Source organism: Cronobacter dublinensis subsp. dublinensis LMG 23823, from assembly GCF_001277235.1.
GTDB lineage: Bacteria > Pseudomonadota > Gammaproteobacteria > Enterobacterales > Enterobacteriaceae > Cronobacter > Cronobacter dublinensis.
The window spans coordinates 3,111,676-3,130,700 of record NZ_CP012266.1; the positions used below are offsets into that span (position 1 = coordinate 3,111,676).

Genomic DNA, 19,025 nt, shown 5'->3' on the forward strand with positions numbered 1-19,025 from the left:
TAATGAGTGAGTAACCACTCATTATAGGAATGCGCATTGATTCGTCAACCCCGTTTTTGCCCTGTGATCCGGGGCCTTGCAGCGGATTGGCGAGTCGTGATTCAATCTGCCCTTTTGACAGGAGTGAAATGCCCGTGGCGCGTCCCCGCAGTGAAGATAAAAGAATGGCGATTCTTGAAGCCGCGACCGACGCTATCGCCGAGGCCGGTCTTGGCGCGTCCACCGCGTTGATAGCCCGCAAGGCAGGCGTGGCTGAAGGTACATTGTTTCGCTATTTCGCCTCGAAGGACGAACTGTATAACGCGCTTTATGTGCATCTGAAGCAAGACTTCTGCCGTTCGATGATAGGCAAGCTCGATACCAACAGCGATCACCGGGAAAACATCCGCCACGTCTGGAACAGTTTTATCGACTGGGGGCTGACCAAACCAGAAGCGAATCTGGCCGTGCGTAAACTGGAAGTCAGCAGCCGTATTACTGACGAAAGCGAAAAACTGGTCACGGATATCTATCCGGAACTGCACGAGCTTTGCGAAAAATGTATTGCGCCGTTGTTCCGCTCACCGCAATTCCGCGCGTTTGGCGATGAGATTTTCTTTGCGCTGGCGCAGACGACGATGGATTTCGCCACGCGCGAACCGGCGCGTTCTGACGAATTTAAAGCGGTGGGGTTTGATACGTTGTGGCGGGCGCTCTGTGACGGCGGTTGCGCCTGAGTGAACCGGGCCGCCCCGCGCGTTGTGTACGTCGCGGGGCGCCACCACTTAGCTCAACGTGGTGTTTTTCTCTTCCTGCTCTTTTTCTTTCTCTTTACTGCTGTTCTCCTGCCCTGCGTTACGGCTCATCCACAGCGACAGCGCTTTTAACGTATCCGGCGTGAACTCATCGCAGCGCGCGGTGATCTCTTCAGGCGCCATCCAGCACACCTCGCTGATTTCGCACTCCTGCAGCGCGAACGGGCCGTGGGAGACGCAGCTGAACAGGCCTCCCCAGACGCGGCAATGTTCATCTTCGAAATAAAACTGGCCATGTTCAGCGAAAGGCACGCCCGCAATGCCAAGCTCCTCCTCCGCCTCGCGACGCGCGCTCTCCAGCAGCGCTTCACCCGCCTGCACCACGCCGCCTGCGGTGGCGTCCAGCATGCCTGGCATAAAGTCTTTAATATCGGTACGACGCTGCACGAGGATTTTGCCCATGCCGTCATGCACCACGATATAGGTCGCACGGTGACGCAGGCGTTCGGCGCGCATCTGCGCCCGACTGGACTGCGCAATCACCTCATTGTCTTCGCTGACAATGTCAACCCACTCCATGCCTGCCAAATGATTCTGCTCCACCATCAGGAAACCTTCTTCAATAAGCGCTCTTACGGCGCGTTCTGGTTGTTCGGTAAATTAAGGGGAAATCGCGGTCTGTGCAATAACCTGCGAGCTGTCGAGGGTTATCACGCTCAGCGTGTCGCCATTAAGGAACCCATAGCTCGCCGGATAGCCGCCTTTCGGCATACTGACGGAGCCCGGATTAAAGTGAATATGCTCGCCTTTGCGCGCCGCTACGGGAATATGGGTATGACCATAGACCAGCACGTCGCCTGCGGCCAGCGGCGGCAGATTCTCCGGGCTGTAGAGATGACCGTGGGTCAAAAAGAGCCGCTGCTTCGCCAGTAAAACCTGCTGCCAGGGCGCGGTGACAGGGAATTCCAGCAGCATCTGATCGACTTCGCTGTCGCAGTTGCCGCGCACCGCGATAATGCGGTCCGCCACCGTGTTGAGTCGTTTTGCGACTTCGCCGGGGTGATAGCCGTCCGGCAACGGGTTGCGCGGACCGTGATTTAAGAAATCACCCAGCAAGACCAGCCAGCGTGCGTCGCTGTCGGCAAAGCGCGCCAGCAGGCGCTCCGTGGCGGGCAGCGAGCCGTGAATATCCGAAGCGAACATCAGCTTCATTACTCACCTTCCGAATGAAAATTGTGGTGCACGCATGATACCGGATCGCGTAAGCCTAATCAGCCCGAACGCCTGGCAGAAAGTGCGATATAACGCTGCACCGAGGCGCGCTGCCACTGGAACGCGGCGTAGTCGGCAAGCGTATCCGGCAGCGGGTCCCCGTGCATCGCCAGACGATTAATCATCAGCGCCAGGTCAGTATCCGCCAGCGACCATTCGCCAAACAGATTTTGCTGCCCGTGCGTCAGCAGCGCCTGCGCGCAGTCGATAAGCTTATCCGCCGCCGCCTGGCCCTCAGCGCTCAGCGGCGCAAAGCGGGCCGCGCCGAAGATAACCTCCGTCGGACGCTCGGATCTGAGCGCGCCTAAATCGCTTCGCAGCCACGCCTGCACCTGGCGGGCGCGGGCGCGCTTTTCCATATTGTGCGGATAGAGCCGCTCCCATACCGGCGGCGCGAAACGCTCTTCGAGATACTCCGCGATTGCCGTGGATTCGCTCAGGACGATATCGTCAATCACCAGCACCGGCACCCGGCGCGTTAACGCGAACCCCTGCCAGTCTGCGTGAAGATGCTCGCCGCGCGCCAGATCGCGGGTTTGCAACTGAAACTGTAAACCCTTTTCCTGCAACGCCACCCAGACGGACATGACGTACGGGCTAAAAAACTGGGCATCGGACCAAAGCGTAATCGCGGGCTGGGACATCGTCATTCTCATCTTAAGATGGCGGATAGCTAAAACTATACCGTAATCCCTTTTCTGTCATGCTGCCGAAAATCGGGGCCCGCCGCATTTTGCAGCAAAACGCCTATACTTTGAGCACGCCGAACCCCCTCACAAAGGATGCTGCCATGCTGGATCTCTACTACGCCCCGACGCCTAACGGCCATAAAGTCACGCTGTTTCTCGAAGAGGCCGGGCTGGAGTATCGTCTCCACCGCGTTGACATCAGCAAAGGCGAACAGTTTAAACCCGAGTTTCTCGCCATCGCCCCGAACAATAAAATTCCGGCCATTATCGATAATGCTCCGGCCGATGGCGGCGCGCCGCTCAGCCTGTTTGAGTCGGGCGCGATCCTGCTTTATCTCGCAGAGAAAAGCGGCAAACTGCTGAGCGGCGAACTGCGCGAGCGGCAGGTGACGTTGCAGTGGCTCTTCTGGCAGGTTTCCGGCTTCGGGCCGATGCTCGGACAGAATCACCACTTTAACCACTTCGCGCCGCAGGCGGTGCCTTATGCCATCGAGCGCTATCAGGTAGAGACGCAACGCCTTTACGGCGTGCTCAACAAGCGGCTGGAAAAATGCCCGTGGCTTGGCGGCGATCGTTACAGCATCGCCGATATCGCCACCTATCCGTGGGTTGTCTCCCATGAGCGTCAGCGTATCGATCTCGACAACTTCCCGGCGGTCAGCAACTGGTATGAGCGCATCAAACACCGCCCGGCGACGGAGCGCGCCTGGCAGCTCGCCACCGCGCTCTAAGCTGAAGCGCCGTTACCGTACGCTCTGCAATAACCGCTTCTCTTTACAGGAAAAATTAACGCAAGATGTGCCCGGCGTCCCGGGCGTTCGCCGCCGGGTCGCCTATGCTAAAGGAGAAACCGACTCATTTTATGCACAGCGCTTGCCGTTTCGGTGTTCATCACCTTACGCTGGCGGCGCTAAACGCATGCAGGAGGCACTTATGCAGATTCTGGTAACCGGCGGCACCGGTCTGATTGGCCGCACGCTGACATCGCGCCTGCTGGCGCTGGGGCACCACGTGACGGTCGTCACCCGCAATCCGGACCACGCCCGCGCGCGACTCGACGCTGGCGTGACGCTGGCACCGGGGCTGGATCACTTCAACGATCTCGACGCCTTCGACGCGGTCATTAACCTGGCGGGCGAGCCCATCGCCGACAAGCGCTGGACGGCGGCGCAGAAAGAGCGCCTGTGCCAGAGCCGCTGGCAGATAACTCAACAACTGGTGGCGCTGATGGCAGCGGGCAGCGAACCGCCTGCGGTGTTTCTCTCCGGCTCCGCGGTGGGCTATTACGGCGATCTCGGCGAGGTGGTGGTGACCGAGGACGAGCCCCCGCACAGTGAATTCACCCATAAGCTGTGCGCCCGCTGGGAGCAGATTGCCGAAGGCGCGCAAAGCGAGCGCACCCGCGTCTGCCTGCTGCGCACCGGCGCGGTGCTGGCGCCCGATGGCGGCATGATGGCGAAACTGCTGCCGCTGTTTCGCCTCGGGCTGGGCGGCCCTATCGGCAATGGCCGCCAGTATCTCGCCTGGATCCATATCGATGACATGGTGAACGCTATCCTCTGGCTGCTGGATAACGATCTGCGCGGGCCGTTTAACATGGTGTCGCCCTACCCGGCGCGCAACGAACGTTTCGCCCACGCGCTGGGCCATGCGCTGCGTCGCCCGGCGTTTCTACGCGCGCCCGCCACGGCGGTACGTCTGCTGATGGGCGAATCCGCCGTGCTGGTGCTGGGCGGCCAGCGCGCGCTGCCAAAACGCCTTGAGGAGTCGGGTTTCGGCTTTCGCTGGTTCGATTTAGAAGAGGCGTTAAAAGATATCGCTAAACGCGCGCGCTAAGCGCATTGTGCGGGCAGCGCATGCTGCCCGCTTCGCCCGTCATCACGCTGTCTCACTCCCTGCTGGCTTTCCCTTCACTGGTTACGTTATAATCAATATCACGAATATCATTTATATCACGAGGGAGGCGCTATGGTTTCCCGTACACGCCACGCAAAGCTTAAAGAGTATCCGCTGGAGGTCAGCGTCGAGTTTGTCGATGTCGGGCATCTGGGCACATCTCTTCAGGAAACGCCTGCGCCATGGGGGCGTATTCAGCTGTCCGATATTCCGGGCGAAGACGCCGGACGCTATCTGATGCTGAAAATGCCTGATGAAGTCGACGACGCGGCGCTGGATAACGAAATCCGGCTCGCTATCGTCAGTGCCGTCACCGCCGTGTCGCAGATGAAGCGCGCCGGGCAGCGCGCTGCCGCCGCCGGGATTGCGCCCCTACAGGCCCGCAACCGCGAGCGGCTCGACGCGCTGCGCCAGCGCGTGCTGGAAGAAGACCGCTGGCTTTGCGCAGGTGAAGTAAGCCTGGCGGCGGGCGCGGCGCTGAAAAACCCGAGCGCGACGGCGAACCGTTGGAAGCAGGCGGGCAAAGTCTTCGCCCTGCCGGTAAACGGTAAAGACCGCTATCCGGCCTGGGCATTCGATGAAGGCGGCCAGCCACTGCCATCGCTGAAACCCATCCTGGCGCGGTTTCGCGAGAAAACCCCCTGGGCCATCGCGCTCTGGTTCCACTCGCCGAACGCCTGGCTTGGGGGCGACAAACCTAAAGACCGGCTGAAGACCGATCCGCAGGCGGTGATGAACGCCGCCGACGCGGAAGCGCAGGGCCCGGTGCATGGTTGATGTCACGGAAGAATGCCTGCCAGCGCCGCCTGTCGATATGCAGGTGCCGCGCGTCACGGTATGGCCCGCAGGGAAGCGGATTATTCGCGTTCACAGCCGCCAGTTCGCGGGCGACGCCTTTAACCCCGGCATTGGCAACGCGCGTTTCAGCCCGCTGCAACGCGCCGACGGCAGCGCCATTCCCACGCTCTATGGCGGCGTGGAAGCGGAAGTGGCGATTATGGAGTCGCTCTTTCACGACGTGCCGACGGGCTCGCTTGGCGTCAGCTTCGATCTCCGCAAGGCCGCAGGGCTGTGCATCAGCACGCTAACGCCGGGCGGCGCGCTGTCGCTGGCGGCCCTCACGCCAACGCTTTTGCGCCGCTGGGGCGTTACGTCAGCGGCGCTTACCGCCAGCTCGCCGCTCTGTTATCCGCAGACCCGTCAGTGGGCTGGTGCCATTTATCGCGCGAATCCGCATCTGCACGGCATCAGTTGGGCGTCGCGCCAGCACGGCGGCAAAGCGCTGATGCTGTTTGGCGATCGCCTCAGCGCTGTGCCGCTCATACTCAATGAGAGCCTGCCGCTGCTGGAAGGCGCGCTGGTTGAGATTTACCGGCTGGCTGATGAGATGGGATTAATACTGACAGACGATGACGCGTGACCGGCGTCCCTGCCGGCCGTGAAAGCCTGTCGCGGTTACTTCAGCGATCCCTTCAGAAACTGTTGCAGGCGCGGGCTTTGCGGATTGTTAAAGAGCGCGTCCGGCGGCCCTTCTTCTTCGATTTTGCCCTGATGCAGAAAAATCACGTGCGACGAGACGTGGCGGGCAAACTCCATTTCATGCGTGACCACGACCATCGTTTTGCCCTCTTCGGCGAGCTTTTGCATGATACGCAGCACTTCGCCCACCAGCTCCGGGTCGAGCGCGGAGGTCGGCTCGTCAAACAGCAGCACATCCGGCTCCATCGCCAGCGCGCGAGCAATCGACACGCGCTGCTGCTGGCCGCCCGAGAGATGCACCGGGTATTTCCCCTGCGCGCGCTCATCGATGCCCACTTTGGCGAGATATTTCACCGCCCGTTCGCGCGCATCCTGTTTGCTTAAGCCCAGCACCTGAACCGGCGCTTCCATGACGTTTTCCAGTACCGTCATATGGCTCCACAGGTTGAAATGCTGGAACACCATCGTCAGGCGCGTGCGCAACAGGCGTAGCTGGTTTTTATCCGCCACCTTAAGCTGCCCGTCTTTGTCGCGCACCAGCGTGATGTTCTGGTTATTCACCACGATCGTGCCTTCGCTCGGCTTTTCCAGAAAGTTAATGCAGCGCAGGAAGGTGCTTTTACCGGAGCCGGAGGAGCCGATAATGCTAATCACATCCCCGGCGTTCGCCTTCAGCGAGACGCCTTTGAGCACTTCATGTTCGCCGTAGCGCTTGTGCAGATCGGTCACGTTTAATTTATTTTCAGACATGCGTAGCCACTCAGTGCGTTGAAGCCGGTTTCAGGTGCCGCAGCCAGCGCTTTTCCGCCTTGCGGAACAGGCTTATCAGCACGTAAGAGATAATCAGGTAGAGCACCGCCGCGATGCCGAACGCCGTAAACGGCTGGTAAGTGGCGGAGTTGATGTCGCGGGCGATTTTCAGCAAATCCGGCACGGTGGCGGTAAACGCCAGCGCCGTGGAGTGCAGCATCAGGATCACTTCGTTGCTGTAGGCAGGCAGCGCGATACGCAGCGCCGACGGCAGAATGATGCAGCGATACATCTTCACGCGCGAAAACCCGTAGGCGCGCGCCGCCTCTATTTCGCCATGCGGCACGGCGCGAATAGCGCCCGCGAAAATCTCGGTAGTGTATGCGCAGGTGTTAAGCGTCAGCGCCAGCACGGTACAGTTCAGCCCGCTGCGGAAAAACTCATTCAGCAGCGCGGTGCCTTTTACCACCTCCAGCGTGTACATGCCCGAGTAAAACACCAGCAGTTGCACGTAAAGCGGCGTGCCGCGAAACACATACGTAAAGAGCCAGATGGGGAACCAGACCGCTTTATTTTCCGAGACGCGGCCAATCGCCAGAAACAGCGCCAGCACGCCGCCCATCACCACCGAGGCGATAAGCAGCCAGAGCGTAATCGCCACGCCCGTAAAGCGGTAACCGTCGGTCCAGAGCAGGGATTTCCAGTACTCCTGAAGGATCTCAATCACAGGTCGGCCCTCTTCACGCCCACGGTGTAGCGGCGCTCAAGCAGCAGCAGGATGCCGTTGGAGAGCGTGGTAAACACCAGATAAATCAGCCCGCAGACGATCGCGAAGTAAAACGGCTGCCAGGTGCTTTTGCCGGCAAGCTGCGTCGCCTTGACCACATCTTCCAGCCCCAGCAGCGACACCAGCGCGGTGGCTTTTAAAATCACCTGCCAGTTGTTGCCGATACCCGGCAGCGCAAAACGCATCATCGACGGGAACAGAATGCGGCGAAAGGTCTGCGAGCCGGTAAAGCCAAACGCGGTCGCCGCCTCGATGTGGCCTCGCGGCACGGCGAGAAACGCCCCACGGAAGGTTTCAGTGAAGTAAGCGCCATAGATAAAGCCGAGCGTGATAATGCCCGCGACCATCGGGTCGATATCAAACTGGCTGAACCCCAGCGCATCGGTCACGCTGTTCAGCGCGATCTGCAGGCCGTAGAAAATCAGCAGCATCAGCACCAGATCGGGCACGCCGCGGATAAGCGTGGTATACGCTTCGAAAATGAGCGCCAGCGGACGGTTGCGCGACAGCTTCGCGCCCGCCCCAACCAGACCAATCGCCACCGAGAGGACTACGGCGCTGAGCGCCAGCTCCAGGGTGACAAGCGCCCCCTGGAGTATTACCTGTGAAAACCCATACAGCATGGTGCCTTATCCTGTACTCAGCGTGCGCACGACCGTCCGACGCCCCGCGGGGCGCCGCGCTGTCCCGTGCGGGTTAGTCGCCGTAAACGTTGAAATCAAAATACTTTTTGGCGAGCTTCTCGTAGGTGCCGTCGGCGCGCATCTCTGCAAACGCCTTGTTCAGCGCCAGGCGCAGCTCGTCATCGTCTTTGCGAATACCCATGCCGGTACCGACGCCAAAGAGTTTTTCATCTTTAATCGACGGGCCGCCGAACTGGTAATCCTTGCCCACCGGCTGTTTCAGAAAGCCTTCGCTGGCGGCCACTTCATCCTGGAACGCGGCGTCGATGCGCCCGGCGGTCAGGTCGGAGTAAATGTTGTCCTGGCCCTGATAGGAGACAATCTCCACGCCCTTCGGCGCCCAGTGTACGTTGCCGTAGGTTTCCTGCGTCGTGCCCTGGAGCACGCCCACGCGTTTGCCTTTAAGCGCCTCAAGCGTCGGCTGGACAGGCGAGCCTTTAGCGACCACCAGACGGGAATCGGCGGCGTAGAGTTTGTCGGTAAACGCAATCTCCTGCTGGCGCTTTTCGGTAATCGACAGCGAGGACATAATGGCGTCGATTTTCTTCGCTTTCAGGGACGGGATCAGCGCGTCGAGCGGCTGCTCAATGAAAGAACATTGTGTCTGGATGCGTTTGCACAGCTCTTTCGCCAGATCGATATCAAAACCGACCAGTTCGCCCTGCGCGTTTTTCGATTCAAACGGCGCGTAGGTCGGATCGGTGCCGATACGTAAATGCTGCGGAATTGCTGCGAAAGCGCCAGAAATGCTGGAAAGAGCCAGCCCCAGAGAAAGTGCTAACAGCCGTTTTTTCATAACTATCCTCATCAGACGCGCATAATAAAGTGTCAGGCGGAAAAACTGCACTTATCGTGCCATCACTGCCGCCTCGTAATCAAAACTTTATGCGCGCTGAGATAGATTTATTTTCATTATTCGTGGATAGAAATGCGCCTTCGCCCTCTTCTGGTGCATAAGTTGCACCATTTTGCGTCACGCATGCCAGCGGCGCACCACGATGGCCGCAGGCAGGCGAGCGCGTTATGGGCGATCAGTCGCCATACACGTTAAAATCAAAATACTTTTTGGCCATCTTGTCGTAAGTGCCGTCTTTGCGGATTTCGGTGAAGGCTTTATCAAACGCGGCTTTCAGCTCGGCGTCATCTTTACGCAGCCCCACGCCCGTGCCGTCGCCAAAGTAGTTCTTATCTTTTACCGACGGCCCCGCGAACGCATAGTCTTTCCCGGCAGGCTGCTTGAGGAACCCTTCACTTGCGGCCACTTCATCCTGCAGCGCGGCGTCGAGACGGCCCGCCGCCAGATCGGAGTAGATCAGATCCTGGTTCTGGTAGGCCACCACATCCACGCCTTTCGCACGCCACTTCTCATTGGCGTAAGCTTCCTGAGTAGAGCCCTGCAGCACGCCGACATGTTTGCCTTTGAGGGAATCAATGGTCGGCTGAATAGTCGCGCCTTTGGCGGCTATCAGGCGGGAATCCGCCGCGTAAAGTTTCTCGGAGAACGCTATCTCTTTCTGGCGTTTTTCAGTGATGGAGAGCGAAGAGATAATCGCATCTATCTTTTTCGCCTTGAGTGAGGGGATCAGCGAGTCAAAATCGCTGCCGACCCAGGTGCATTTTACCTGCATGCGTTTGCACATCTCGTTACCGAGATCGATATCGAACCCGACAAAATCGCCTTTGGCGTCTTTTGAAGAGAACGGCGCGTAGGTGGCGTCAGTGCCAATGCGTACGGTCTGGGGAAGCGCGGCGAATACGCTGGCGCTGGTGGAAAGGCCAAGCAGTAAGGAGAACGCGAGCACCTTCTTCTTCATACATTACCCTCAAGTTTTCTGATTTTATTATCTGTTGCGTTGTATGTTGCAACCAGGCGTTGCACTTCCCATGCCAGGTTTAGCCGACCGCCGGAACCGGCATGAATTGTTAATAAACGGTTGCAACTAAGTTGTGTGAATGAAAGATAGCACTCCGCGCAGCAGACGCTGAGCGTGAAAAGGTAAAAAGCGGGATTAAATGTTGAGGATATGATCGCGCTTGCAGAATTGCCCCAAAATGAGGCGCCGCGCTCCGCTTTGCCTCATCGTGGCGCGCGTTACGCGCCAGGCCAGCGGGTGAAGAGATCGGCGGGCAGCGTAATATCGAGCTGATCGAGCGCGCGGTTGACCGTCTGGTTAATCACATCGTCCAGCGTCTGCGGGCGGTGATAAAACGCGGGCATGGGCGGCATAATCACAGCACCCAGTTCCGCCGCCTGGGTCATCAGGCGTAAGTGACCGAGATGCAGCGGCGTTTCGCGCACGCACAGCACCAGCCTGCGGCGCTCTTTCAGCACCACATCCGCCGCGCGCGTCAGGAGGCCGTCGGTATAGCTGTTCACAATGCCGGAGAGCGTTTTAATCGAGCACGGCAAAATAATCATTCCATCAGTTTTAAACGAGCCGGAAGAGACGCTGGCGGCGATATCGCGCGCGTCGTGGTTCACATCGGCCAGCGCCTGGACATCGCGCACGGTCATGTCCGTTTCCAGCGCCAGCGTCTGACGCGCGGCCTGGCTCATAATGAGATGGGTTTCCACTTCCGGCACCGCCTGGAGCGTCTGCAACAGCCGAATGCCGTAAATCGCGCCGCTGGCGCCGGAAATACCGACAATGATTTTTTTCATGAAGTTATCTGGAAAAGGGGCACTGAGCGAGACTTTGCCGCAAGACGCGGCGAGATGCAAACGGGGATTTCGCCCCTCCCTGCGCGGAAGGGGCGATGGCATGCGGAAAGAATTAGCCTTCGTTGTGCATCTCTAAATTTTCGACTTCGTTCTGGCGCATCACGGCTTTCGCGTCGTCGTTACGCAGAGATTCCAGATATTCCAGATACTGGTGGTCGACATCTTTAGTGACGTAAACGCCGTTAAACACCGAACACTCGAACTGCTGGATGTCCGGGTTTTCAGCGCGTACCGCTTCGATGAGATCGTCGAGATCCTGGAAAATCAGGCCGTCGGCACCGATTATCTGGCGGATTTCGTCCACTTCGCGGCCATGCGCGATAAGCTCGTTGGCGCTCGGCATGTCGATACCGTAAACGTTCGGGAAGCGAATTTCTGGCGCGGCAGAGGCCAGATAGACCTTCTTCGCCCCTGCTTCGCGGGCCATTTCGATAATCTGCTCGGAGGTGGTGCCGCGCACGATAGAGTCATCGACCAGCAGCACGTTTTTATCGCGGAACTCGGCGCGGTTGGCGTTGAGCTTGCGGCGCACCGACTTACGGCGCAGGTGCTGGCCCGGCATGATAAAGGTGCGCCCGACATAGCGGTTCTTCACAAAGCCCTGGCGGTAGGGTTTGTTGAGGATACGCGCGATTTCCAGCGCGATATCGCAGGAGGTTTCCGGGATCGGGATAACCACGTCGATATCCAGATCTTCCCACTCGCGCGCGATTTTCTCGCCGAGCTTTTTGCCCATCTCAACGCGGGCGCTGTAAACGGAAATCTTGTCGATAAAGGAATCCGGGCGGGCGAAGTAGACATACTCGAACAGGCACGGGTTGCTGACCGGGTTATCCGCGCACTGGCGGGTAAACAGCTGGCCTTTTTCGCTGATGTAAACCGCTTCGCCAGGGGCGACATCGCGCAGGAATTCAAAGCCCAGCGTGTCGAGCGCCACGCTCTCGGAGGCCACCATATATTCGGTGCGCCCGTTACCGGCGTCGCGTTTGCCGAGCACCAGCGGGCGGATGCCGTTAGGGTCGCGGAACGCCACCATGCCGTGACCGATAATCATCGCCACGCAGGCGTAAGCGCCACGGATCAGGCGGTTCATCGCCGCGATGGCCGCGAAAATGTTGTCCGCTTCCAGCGGGTAATGACGGAAGTTATCGAGCTCGCTGGCAAAGACGTTGAGCAGGATTTCAGAATCTGAGGTGGTGTTGATATGACGGCGCTTCTCTTCAAAGAGCATTTTGCGCAGTTCATGGGCGTTCGTGAGGTTGCCGTTGTGGGCAAGGGTAATGCCGTAGGGCGAGTTCACATAGAACGGCTGGGCTTCGGAGGCGCTGGAGCTGCCCGCTGTCGGGTAGCGCACGTGGCCGATACCCATGTTGCCCTGCAGACGCTGCATGTGGCGGGCTTCGAACACATCATTCACCAGGCCGTTCGCTTTACGCAGACGGAAACCATTATTCGCATCGATGGTGATGATGCCTGCGGCATCCTGCCCGCGGTGCTGAAGCACCGTTAACGCGTCATAAATCGACTGGTTGACCGGCATAACACCGGCGATCCCGACAATACCGCACATGTTGTCTTTTCCTCAATTCAAAGACCGCCCCCGGCACGATTACCGGGGCAGGAAACTTGACGAGCTTTGCAGATAGTCAAAGAACCATCTGATGATGAAACTGAACTGCGGGATGAGCTGGGACTTTTGCCAGTCCTCGCTTTTGGACAGGCCCGTGAAGGTATCAAGAAAGAACAGAATGGCGGCGACAATCAGCACGCCCCGCAAGGCGCCGAAACAGATCCCCAACACCCTGTCAGTACCCGACAGGCCGGTTTTCTCCACCAGCGCGCCAATCACATAGTTGACTATCGCACCGACGATAAGCGTCGCGATAAACAGCACCGCGATAGCAATCCCATTACGTACCAGTTCATCTTCAAAGCCGGTGAACCAGACTGCCAGGTAAGTGTAGTAATGGCTGGCGACAAAGAAAGCGCAGCCCCAGGTGACAAGCGACAGCGCCTCTCTCACGAACCCGCGGATCAGGCTGACCAGGCACGAGAAACCCACTACTGCAATGATGGCGTAATCTATCCAGACCATGAATGTGTCCCACGATAAAACGCCCTGACATCCGGTTCGGGGCGCATTCTAACAGAAAAAGAAAACGTTTGCGTAGGGATTTCCCTTCCACGCGTTAATAAAAAATGGCGTTGAAAAAATCTTCAACGCCATCCGTCCGTTACGCCCGCAAAGGGTGAATTGACACCGGCTGCGGGCCGTCTGTGGCGCGATGCGGTTTCTCGACGCGCCTGCAAATCAGGCGCAGGACCGCTTAATTCACGCTGTAGTTCATTATCACGCCGTTAAGCCCTGACAGGCTGTTGAGCTCGCCAAGCGACGACTTAAGCTTGTCCTTTGACGCCTCCGGCCCGACCAGAATACGGGTGATTTTCCCCTGTACTGGCGTGGACGGCGACGTATAGGCACGGTAGCCCGCCGAGCGCAGCTTACCGACAATCTCATTCACTTTATCCGCGTTTTTCAGCGCGCCAAGCTGCACCACATACGCTTTACCCGCAGGCGGCGTCTGCGCTTTTTCCGGCGGCGTGGTTTTGGCGGGCTCTGGTTTCGCAGGCGCTTCGGCCTCGCTCACCATCGCGAGCTGTTCGTCGGTTTTATCACGCTGCGGTTTGCTCTGCGGCTTGTCGGCGGGACGCGTTCTGGCAGGCTCCGTCGCTTTGGGTTTCACCGGCGTCACCGGCACATCGTCGAGCTCCGCGCCGGTGTCGGCAGGCAGTCGCGTGGTGTCTATCGATGACGTCACCGCGTTACCGGCCCTTACCTCTTCCGCCGCGCCTTCCGGCGGCTGAGACGGCAGCGCCTGCGTCGCGGCAGGCAGCATATCCGGCTCATCGCGATCGCCAGGCTTCGGCACCAGGGGGATCGCGGCGAACTCATCCTGATAATGTTTTTTCTGGCCGTCCAGCAGCCCTGGCAGCACGATAACCCCCAGCGCCACCAGTACAATCGTGCCAACTAATCGGTTCTGAAACTTACTCGCCACCTCGTCTCCCCGCGTCCATCTCTTCCATTACCGCGGCTACGGTATGAAACGACCCGCATACCAGTAGCGTATCGGCGGGCTGCGCATCGGCCAGCGCCGCATGCCAGGCCTGCGCCACGCTATCAAAGACCGCGCTGGCCTGCAGATGTTCCGCAAGCGCTTCGGCGCGGGCGCCGCGCGGCCCGTCCAGAGGGGCACAATACCAGCTATCCACCACCCTCTCCAGACAGGCGAGCGTTCCGGCGATATCTTTATCATGCAGCATGCCGATGACCGCCAGCACGCGCCCGGCCGACGGCGACTGCGCGAGACGCTGCGCCAGATAACCCGCCGCGTGCGGATTATGCGCCACATCCAGGATAATCCGCGGGGCCTCGCTCACTATCTGAAAACGTCCCGGCAGCGTGGCGCGCGCAATGCCGTCGCGGATCGCCTGCTCGCTTATCGCAAGGCCGCTTGCGCGCAGCGCCGCAAGCGCCGTCGCGGCATTCGGCTGCGGCACCTGCGGCAGCGGAAGATCAAGCAGTTCGCCGCGCTCGTCGCTAAAGCGCCAGCTATCGCCCGTGACCGTATAGCGCCAGGCGGCGTTAACGCGCAGCAGCCGCGCGCCTGTCTCCTGCGCCACCTGCGCGATAGTCTGCGGCATATCGGTTTCGCCCACCACCGCCGGTTTGCCAGGGCGGAAAATCCCGGCTTTCTCACGCCCGATGCTTTCGCGATCCGGCCCCAGCCAGTCGGTATGATCGAGCGCGATGCTGGTGACGACCGCCACATCGCAGTCCACCAGGTTGGTGGCGTCAAGGCGACCGCCGAGCCCCACTTCGAGGATAACGACATCGAGCTGCGCCTGCTTAAACAGCCACAGTGCGGAAAGCGTGCCGTATTCGAAATAAGTGAGTGAGGTCTCGCCGCGCGCGGCTTCTATTTCTGCAAACGCAGCGGTGTGCTGGCTTTCAGCCAGTTCTTCGCCCTGCACGCGCACGCGCTCGGTATAGCGCACCAGATGCGGCGAGCTGTAGACGCCCACGCGGTAGCCCGCGGCCATCAGCACTGCTTCGAGCGTGCGGCAGGTGGTGCCTTTGCCGTTAGTGCCTGCGACGGTAAACACAAAAGGCGCGGGTTTCACAACGTCCAGCGCCGCCGCCACGCGTGAGACGCGCACAAGGCCCATATCGATGGTCTTGCCGTGCAGGTTTTCCAGATAAGAAAGCCACGTGGCCAGAGGCGACGTGGCTTGGGGAAGCTGTTGCTTTTCCATGATGCCCGTATCCTGGTTACGGTTCATAAACAAGAAGGGCAGCGCCTGGTGGCCCTGCCCTTCATGACTATCAGGCCTCTTGATCCTGTTCCGGGACCGGCGGCACGACGACCGCTTCACGCGGCGCGTCCGGGCTCGGCGCCGGGAGGTTCATGAGCTTCGCCAGAACGCTTGCAAGCTTAAGACGCAGTTCCGGACGACGCACGATCATATCGATAGCGCCTTTTTCGATCAGGAATTCACTGCGCTGGAAGCCAGCCGGCAGTTTTTCACGTACGGTCTGCTCGATAACACGCGGACCGGCGAAGCCTATCAGGGCTTTCGGCTCAGCGATGTTAAGATCGCCAAGCATCGCGAAGCTTGCCGAGACGCCGCCCATAGTCGGGTCGGTCAGCACGGAGATGTACGGCAGACCGCGCTCCTGCATTTTGGCCAGCGCCGCAGAGGTTTTCGCCATCTGCATCAGCGACATCAGCGCTTCCTGCATACGCGCGCCGCCGGAGGCGGAGAAGCAGATGAGCGGGCAGTTGTCTTCAAGCGCCTGCTCGACCGCACGCACGAAACGTGCGCCGACGACAGAACCCATCGAGCCGCCCATAAAGGCGAACTCAAACGCCGCCGCGACAACCGGCATCCCGTGCAGGGTGCCTTTCATCACGATTAGCGCGTCTTTCTCGCCGGTTTCCTTCTGGGCGCTCGCCAGACGGTCCTTGTATTTTTTGGAATCTTTGAACTTCAGCACATCTTTCGGCTCAAGCTCACTGCCCAGTTCCACCAGCGAACCTTCGTCTAACAGGCTGTGCAGACGGTCGCGCGCGGCCATGCGCATGTGGTGATCGCACTTCGGGCAAACCTCAAGGTTACGCTCCAGTTCGGCGCGGTAGAGAACCTGTCCGCAGCTGTCGCACTTGGTCCACACCCCTTCCGGGATGTTCGCTCGGCGAGTGGGAGTAATATTGCTTTTATTGAGAATTCGTTCAATCCAGCTCATTGATAACCTTTCTGCCTGAACCTGGTCGATGCCAGTTTTTCTGTGGGGGCGCATAATGCCATTATTGCCTTCCACAGACCATAAATGGTGCTCATTAAACCATAACGGCCCGCGACTTTGGATAAAAAAGTGGTCGAACCGCCAGAGGGCTTATTTTGCCTGGCGTGCCGCGGCGCGTTTGTGACGCACCACTTCAAAAATGCCCGGCAATACAGAGACGATAATAATCATCACGATAAACAGCTTCAGATTGTCCTGAAGGAACGGCATCGCGCCAAAGAAGTAGCCCGCGTAGGTAAACAGCAGGACCCACAGCAGCGCGCCAATCACATTAAACAGGGCAAAATGGCGGTAGGACATATGTCCCATCCCGGCGACGAACGGCGCGAAGGTGCGCACGATCGGCACGAAGCGGGCGAGAATAATGGTTTTGCCGCCGTGGCGTTCATAAAACGCATGCGTTTTATCAAGATAGCTCTGCCGGAAGATTTTGGAATCCGGATTGCTGAAAAGTTTAGCGCCAAACAAACGGCCTATCGTGTAGTTCACCGCATCACCAAGAATAGCGGCAATGACCATCAGCGTGACCATCAGATGCACGTTAAGATCGTTTGACGGCAGTGCAGAGAGCGCGCCGGCGACGAACAGCAGCGAATCGCCTGGCAAAAACGGCGTCACCACCAGCCCCGTTTCGCAAAACAGGATCAGGAACAGGATCGCGTAAACCCAGATGCCGTACTGTGCCACCAGCTCCGCCAGGTGCACGTCGATATGTAAAATAAAATCAATCAGAAAGCGAATAATGTCCATACAGGTTCATCTTCCCCGACTGCGTTCAGTCAGCTAAAAAAAGTGGGCCCATCGGCGGCGTTGGGAGGTCAAACTGCGCCGGATAATCCACCGACACCAGATAAAGCCCTTCCGCTTTCGCCGTCGCTGCCGCAAGCGTTCTGTCCTTTGCCGCCAGCAGTTCTGCCATCCAGCTCTCCGGCTGGTTACCGCAGCCCACTTCCATCAGGCTGCCAACGATATTGCGCACCATATGGTGAACAAACGCGTTTGCCTTGATATCCACCACAATGTAAGCCCCGAAGCGCTCAACGTTGATGTGCATCAGGTTGCGCCACGGGGTGCGGGACTGGCACTGCACCGCGCGAAACGACGTAAAATCGTTTTCGCCGATCAGGCACTGCGCCGCCCGGTGCATACGCTGTGCGTCCAGCGGCAGGTGGTAATGCGTCACCCCCTGCGAGAGCACCGCCGGCCGCAAACGATGATTATAGATAACGTAGCGGTAACGGCGGGCCGTGGCGCTGAACCGGGCATGAAACTCCGCGGGCACATCTTTGACCCAGCGCACGGCGATGTCACCAGGTAAATTCGCATTTACGCCAAGCGTCCAGGCCGCGTCCTTGCGAACGGCAGTGGTTTCGAAATGCACCACCTGGCCGGTGGCGTGTACGCCCGCGTCGGTACGCCCGGCACAGAAGACGTTAATCGGCTCGTTAGCGACCTGCGAGAGCGCCTGTTCAAGCTTCTCCTGAACACTGCGCACTTCCTGCTGGCGCTGCCAGCCGTAATATTTGCTGCCGTCATACTCAATGCCGAGCGCGATTTTCACGACCGGCTTTTCCAGACCGTCGGACATCAGTACAGATACTCCTGCAGCAGCTTCTCAGCGGTTTTCACCGCCATCAGCGCGCCGCCGAAGCGCACGTTGTCGGCAACCGACCAGAACTGGACTTGCTCCGGCATGCCGTAGTCGTTACGCACGCAGCCGACGGAGAGATGCACGCTGCCGGAGGCGTCGCCCACCTGGGTCGGATAGTCGCTGGCCTCGGACAGCGCGATATCCGGATCGCGTTCCAGCGCGTCGCGCGCCTCTTCCGCCGCGAGCGGGCGCAGCGCTTCGAAATTCACCATCTGCGCGTGACCGTAAAAGACCGGCGCCTGCACGCTGGTGACCGAAATCATCAGGCCTTCGTCCTGAAGAATCTTGCGCGCTTCATCCACCAGTCGGCGATCCTGACGCACGCTGCCTTCACGGTCCGGCAGCAGCGGCAGCATGTTGAACGCCAGCTGGCGGCCAAAATGGTCGTCTTCATCAACCGGCATGCCGTTCAGCAACCGCGCGCTCTGCCCGGCCAGCGCGTCGACCGCCGCTTTGCCCTGGGCGGACACGGACAGTAAATTCGTCACCTGAATGCGCGACAGGCCGCCTGCTTCCATCAGCGGACGCAGCGCCGTCAGAAGCTGGCTGGTGAGGCTGTCGGCCACCGCCACGACATTCCGGTTGCGATAATCGGCCAGCACATACGGATTCACATCCGGCACCACCAGCGGCACGTCCGGCTCCAGCGCGAACAGGCCGCTGGAGTCGATAACCAGACAACCGGCGTTGGTCGCGTCATCTACATAGCGGGCGCTGGCTTCCGGGCCTGCGACGAAAAAGGCGAGCTGCGCCTGCGTCCAGTCAAACGCCTCGGCGTCCTGCACCTGCACGCTTTTGCCCGCGAAGCGCAGCGTTTCGCCCGCGCTTTCGTTGCGCGCCAGCGCATAAAGTTCACCCACCGGGAACTGACGCTCGGCGAGTTGCTCAAGCAGGGCTTCTCCCACGGCGCCCGTCGCGCCCAGTATGGCGATATTCCAGCCTTCAGACATGGTGGTATTTACTCCAGAAAATAAAAATGCATCCCCCGCGCGTT

22 protein-coding genes are annotated in these 19,025 nt (G+C 59.3%); 5 read left to right on the plus strand and 17 right to left on the minus strand.

Features of this window, described 5'->3' with window-relative positions:
• Positions 1-128: 128 nt before the first annotated feature.
• Complete coding sequence (locus AFK67_RS14260; protein WP_038883123.1) at positions 129-716, plus strand: TetR/AcrR family transcriptional regulator; 588 nt, start codon at positions 129-131, stop codon at positions 714-716.
• Positions 717-764: 48 nt separating this feature from the next.
• On the opposite strand, the gene yfcD is transcribed toward AFK67_RS14260, so the two are convergent.
• The 3 genes from yfcD to yfcF are packed head-to-tail and all read right to left on the minus strand — an operon-like array spanning position 765 to position 2,650.
• Complete coding sequence (gene yfcD / locus AFK67_RS14265) at positions 765-1,340, minus strand: NUDIX hydrolase YfcD (protein ID WP_007727459.1); 576 nt, start codon at positions 1,338-1,340, stop codon at positions 765-767.
• A 54-nt stretch (positions 1,341-1,394) separates the two neighbouring features.
• Positions 1,395-1,946: a phosphodiesterase gene (gene yfcE / locus AFK67_RS14270; RefSeq protein ID WP_007727457.1), complete on the minus strand. Its 552-nt coding sequence runs from the start codon at positions 1,944-1,946 to the stop codon at positions 1,395-1,397.
• Positions 1,947-2,005: 59 nt separating this feature from the next.
• The gene (yfcF, locus tag AFK67_RS14275) at positions 2,006-2,650 is read right to left on the minus strand and encodes a glutathione transferase (protein WP_007727454.1); all 645 of its coding nucleotides are present in this window, start codon (positions 2,648-2,650) and stop codon (positions 2,006-2,008) included.
• A gap of 146 nt (positions 2,651-2,796) precedes the next feature.
• Between yfcF and yfcG the strand changes: the two genes are divergently transcribed.
• The 4 genes from yfcG (at position 2,797) to AFK67_RS14295 (ending at position 6,011) form a co-directional block, all read left to right on the plus strand.
• Entirely contained in the window at positions 2,797-3,426 is a 630-nt protein-coding gene (gene yfcG, locus AFK67_RS14280) for a GSH-dependent disulfide bond oxidoreductase (RefSeq protein ID WP_007727451.1), read from the plus strand.
• A 202-nt stretch (positions 3,427-3,628) separates the two neighbouring features.
• Positions 3,629-4,531: a TIGR01777 family oxidoreductase gene (locus tag AFK67_RS14285; RefSeq protein ID WP_007727449.1), complete on the plus strand. Its 903-nt coding sequence runs from the start codon at positions 3,629-3,631 to the stop codon at positions 4,529-4,531.
• A gap of 132 nt (positions 4,532-4,663) precedes the next feature.
• Positions 4,664-5,368, plus strand: a complete 705-nt coding sequence (locus tag AFK67_RS14290; RefSeq protein WP_007727447.1) for an antitoxin Xre/MbcA/ParS toxin-binding domain-containing protein — start codon at positions 4,664-4,666, stop codon at positions 5,366-5,368.
• On the plus strand, positions 5,361-6,011 hold the full coding sequence (locus AFK67_RS14295) for an RES family NAD+ phosphorylase (RefSeq protein ID WP_007727445.1): 651 nt from the start codon (positions 5,361-5,363) through the stop codon (positions 6,009-6,011). Before AFK67_RS14290 ends, AFK67_RS14295 begins: the two co-directional genes overlap by 8 nt.
• 35 nt (positions 6,012-6,046) lie before the next feature.
• Here the strand turns inward: AFK67_RS14295 and hisP are convergent, their stop codons facing one another.
• The 14 genes from hisP to AFK67_RS14365 form a co-directional block, all read right to left on the minus strand.
• Positions 6,047-6,820: a histidine ABC transporter ATP-binding protein HisP gene (gene hisP, locus AFK67_RS14300; RefSeq protein ID WP_004386652.1), complete on the minus strand. Its 774-nt coding sequence runs from the start codon at positions 6,818-6,820 to the stop codon at positions 6,047-6,049.
• Between the two features lie 10 nt (positions 6,821-6,830).
• The gene (locus AFK67_RS14305; protein ID WP_007727442.1) at positions 6,831-7,547 is read right to left on the minus strand and encodes an ABC transporter permease; all 717 of its coding nucleotides are present in this window, start codon (positions 7,545-7,547) and stop codon (positions 6,831-6,833) included.
• A complete protein-coding gene (locus AFK67_RS14310; RefSeq protein WP_007727440.1) occupies positions 7,544-8,230 on the minus strand; it encodes a histidine ABC transporter permease HisQ in 687 nt (228 codons plus the stop codon). The genes AFK67_RS14305 and AFK67_RS14310 overlap by 4 nt, the downstream gene beginning before the upstream one ends.
• Before the next feature lie 73 nt (positions 8,231-8,303).
• A complete protein-coding gene (gene hisJ / locus AFK67_RS14315) occupies positions 8,304-9,086 on the minus strand; it encodes a histidine ABC transporter substrate-binding protein HisJ (RefSeq protein ID WP_032967467.1) in 783 nt (260 codons plus the stop codon).
• A 235-nt stretch (positions 9,087-9,321) separates the two neighbouring features.
• Positions 9,322-10,104, minus strand: a complete 783-nt coding sequence (gene argT / locus AFK67_RS14320; protein WP_007727433.1) for a lysine/arginine/ornithine ABC transporter substrate-binding protein ArgT — start codon at positions 10,102-10,104, stop codon at positions 9,322-9,324.
• Between the two features lie 278 nt (positions 10,105-10,382).
• Positions 10,383-10,952, minus strand: coding sequence for a UbiX family flavin prenyltransferase (locus AFK67_RS14325; RefSeq protein WP_007727430.1), 570 nt, complete (start codon positions 10,950-10,952; stop codon positions 10,383-10,385).
• A 112-nt stretch (positions 10,953-11,064) separates the two neighbouring features.
• Entirely contained in the window at positions 11,065-12,582 is a 1,518-nt protein-coding gene (gene purF / locus AFK67_RS14330; RefSeq protein ID WP_007727427.1) for an amidophosphoribosyltransferase, read from the minus strand.
• Between the two features lie 39 nt (positions 12,583-12,621).
• On the minus strand, positions 12,622-13,107 hold the full coding sequence (gene cvpA, locus AFK67_RS14335) for a colicin V production protein (RefSeq protein WP_004386645.1): 486 nt from the start codon (positions 13,105-13,107) through the stop codon (positions 12,622-12,624).
• A gap of 232 nt (positions 13,108-13,339) precedes the next feature.
• On the minus strand, positions 13,340-14,071 hold the full coding sequence (gene dedD / locus AFK67_RS14340; protein WP_007750633.1) for a cell division protein DedD: 732 nt from the start codon (positions 14,069-14,071) through the stop codon (positions 13,340-13,342).
• A complete protein-coding gene (gene folC / locus AFK67_RS14345; RefSeq protein WP_038883170.1) occupies positions 14,061-15,329 on the minus strand; it encodes a bifunctional tetrahydrofolate synthase/dihydrofolate synthase in 1,269 nt (422 codons plus the stop codon). Before folC ends, dedD begins: the two co-directional genes overlap by 11 nt.
• A gap of 70 nt (positions 15,330-15,399) precedes the next feature.
• Positions 15,400-16,320 carry an acetyl-CoA carboxylase, carboxyltransferase subunit beta gene (gene accD / locus AFK67_RS14350; RefSeq protein WP_038883117.1) on the minus strand — a complete coding sequence of 307 codons (921 nt, stop codon included), beginning with the start codon at positions 16,318-16,320 and terminating at the stop codon, positions 15,400-15,402.
• 150 nt (positions 16,321-16,470) lie between these two features.
• The gene (locus AFK67_RS14355; protein ID WP_007715598.1) at positions 16,471-17,130 is read right to left on the minus strand and encodes a DedA family protein; all 660 of its coding nucleotides are present in this window, start codon (positions 17,128-17,130) and stop codon (positions 16,471-16,473) included.
• A gap of 25 nt (positions 17,131-17,155) precedes the next feature.
• Complete coding sequence (gene truA, locus AFK67_RS14360) at positions 17,156-17,968, minus strand: tRNA pseudouridine(38-40) synthase TruA (protein WP_007715599.1); 813 nt, start codon at positions 17,966-17,968, stop codon at positions 17,156-17,158.
• Positions 17,968-18,981, minus strand: coding sequence for an aspartate-semialdehyde dehydrogenase (locus tag AFK67_RS14365; RefSeq protein ID WP_007715601.1), 1,014 nt, complete (start codon positions 18,979-18,981; stop codon positions 17,968-17,970). Before AFK67_RS14365 ends, truA begins: the two co-directional genes overlap by 1 nt.
• Between the last annotated feature and the right edge of the window lie 44 nt (positions 18,982-19,025).

What these genes read in the sequence shown, in the direction of transcription:
- cvpA (WP_004386645.1), bottom strand. Translation starts at nt 13,107, where the DNA reads ATGGTCTGGATAGATTACGCCATCATTGCAGTAGTGGGTTTCTCGTGC.
- yfcD (WP_007727459.1), bottom strand. Translation starts at nt 1,340, where the DNA reads ATGGTGGAGCAGAATCATTTGGCAGGCATGGAGTGGGTTGACATTGTC.
- yfcG (WP_007727451.1), top strand. Translation starts at nt 2,797, where the DNA reads ATGCTGGATCTCTACTACGCCCCGACGCCTAACGGCCATAAAGTCACG.
- yfcF (WP_007727454.1), bottom strand. Translation starts at nt 2,650, where the DNA reads ATGTCCCAGCCCGCGATTACGCTTTGGTCCGATGCCCAGTTTTTTAGC.
- hisJ (WP_032967467.1), bottom strand. Translation starts at nt 9,086, where the DNA reads ATGAAAAAACGGCTGTTAGCACTTTCTCTGGGGCTGGCTCTTTCCAGC.
- hisP (WP_004386652.1), bottom strand. Translation starts at nt 6,820, where the DNA reads ATGTCTGAAAATAAATTAAACGTGACCGATCTGCACAAGCGCTACGGC.
- AFK67_RS14285 (WP_007727449.1), top strand. Translation starts at nt 3,629, where the DNA reads ATGCAGATTCTGGTAACCGGCGGCACCGGTCTGATTGGCCGCACGCTG.
- accD (WP_038883117.1), bottom strand. Translation starts at nt 16,320, where the DNA reads ATGAGCTGGATTGAACGAATTCTCAATAAAAGCAATATTACTCCCACT.
- AFK67_RS14355 (WP_007715598.1), bottom strand. Translation starts at nt 17,130, where the DNA reads ATGGACATTATTCGCTTTCTGATTGATTTTATTTTACATATCGACGTG.
- AFK67_RS14290 (WP_007727447.1), top strand. Translation starts at nt 4,664, where the DNA reads ATGGTTTCCCGTACACGCCACGCAAAGCTTAAAGAGTATCCGCTGGAG.
- truA (WP_007715599.1), bottom strand. Translation starts at nt 17,968, where the DNA reads ATGTCCGACGGTCTGGAAAAGCCGGTCGTGAAAATCGCGCTCGGCATT.
- AFK67_RS14295 (WP_007727445.1), top strand. Translation starts at nt 5,361, where the DNA reads ATGGTTGATGTCACGGAAGAATGCCTGCCAGCGCCGCCTGTCGATATG.
- AFK67_RS14260 (WP_038883123.1), top strand. Translation starts at nt 129, where the DNA reads ATGCCCGTGGCGCGTCCCCGCAGTGAAGATAAAAGAATGGCGATTCTT.
- yfcE (WP_007727457.1), bottom strand. Translation starts at nt 1,946, where the DNA reads ATGAAGCTGATGTTCGCTTCGGATATTCACGGCTCGCTGCCCGCCACG.
- argT (WP_007727433.1), bottom strand. Translation starts at nt 10,104, where the DNA reads ATGAAGAAGAAGGTGCTCGCGTTCTCCTTACTGCTTGGCCTTTCCACC.
- AFK67_RS14310 (WP_007727440.1), bottom strand. Translation starts at nt 8,230, where the DNA reads ATGCTGTATGGGTTTTCACAGGTAATACTCCAGGGGGCGCTTGTCACC.
- AFK67_RS14365 (WP_007715601.1), bottom strand. Translation starts at nt 18,981, where the DNA reads ATGTCTGAAGGCTGGAATATCGCCATACTGGGCGCGACGGGCGCCGTG.
- folC (WP_038883170.1), bottom strand. Translation starts at nt 15,329, where the DNA reads ATGGAAAAGCAACAGCTTCCCCAAGCCACGTCGCCTCTGGCCACGTGG.
- AFK67_RS14325 (WP_007727430.1), bottom strand. Translation starts at nt 10,952, where the DNA reads ATGAAAAAAATCATTGTCGGTATTTCCGGCGCCAGCGGCGCGATTTAC.
- purF (WP_007727427.1), bottom strand. Translation starts at nt 12,582, where the DNA reads ATGTGCGGTATTGTCGGGATCGCCGGTGTTATGCCGGTCAACCAGTCG.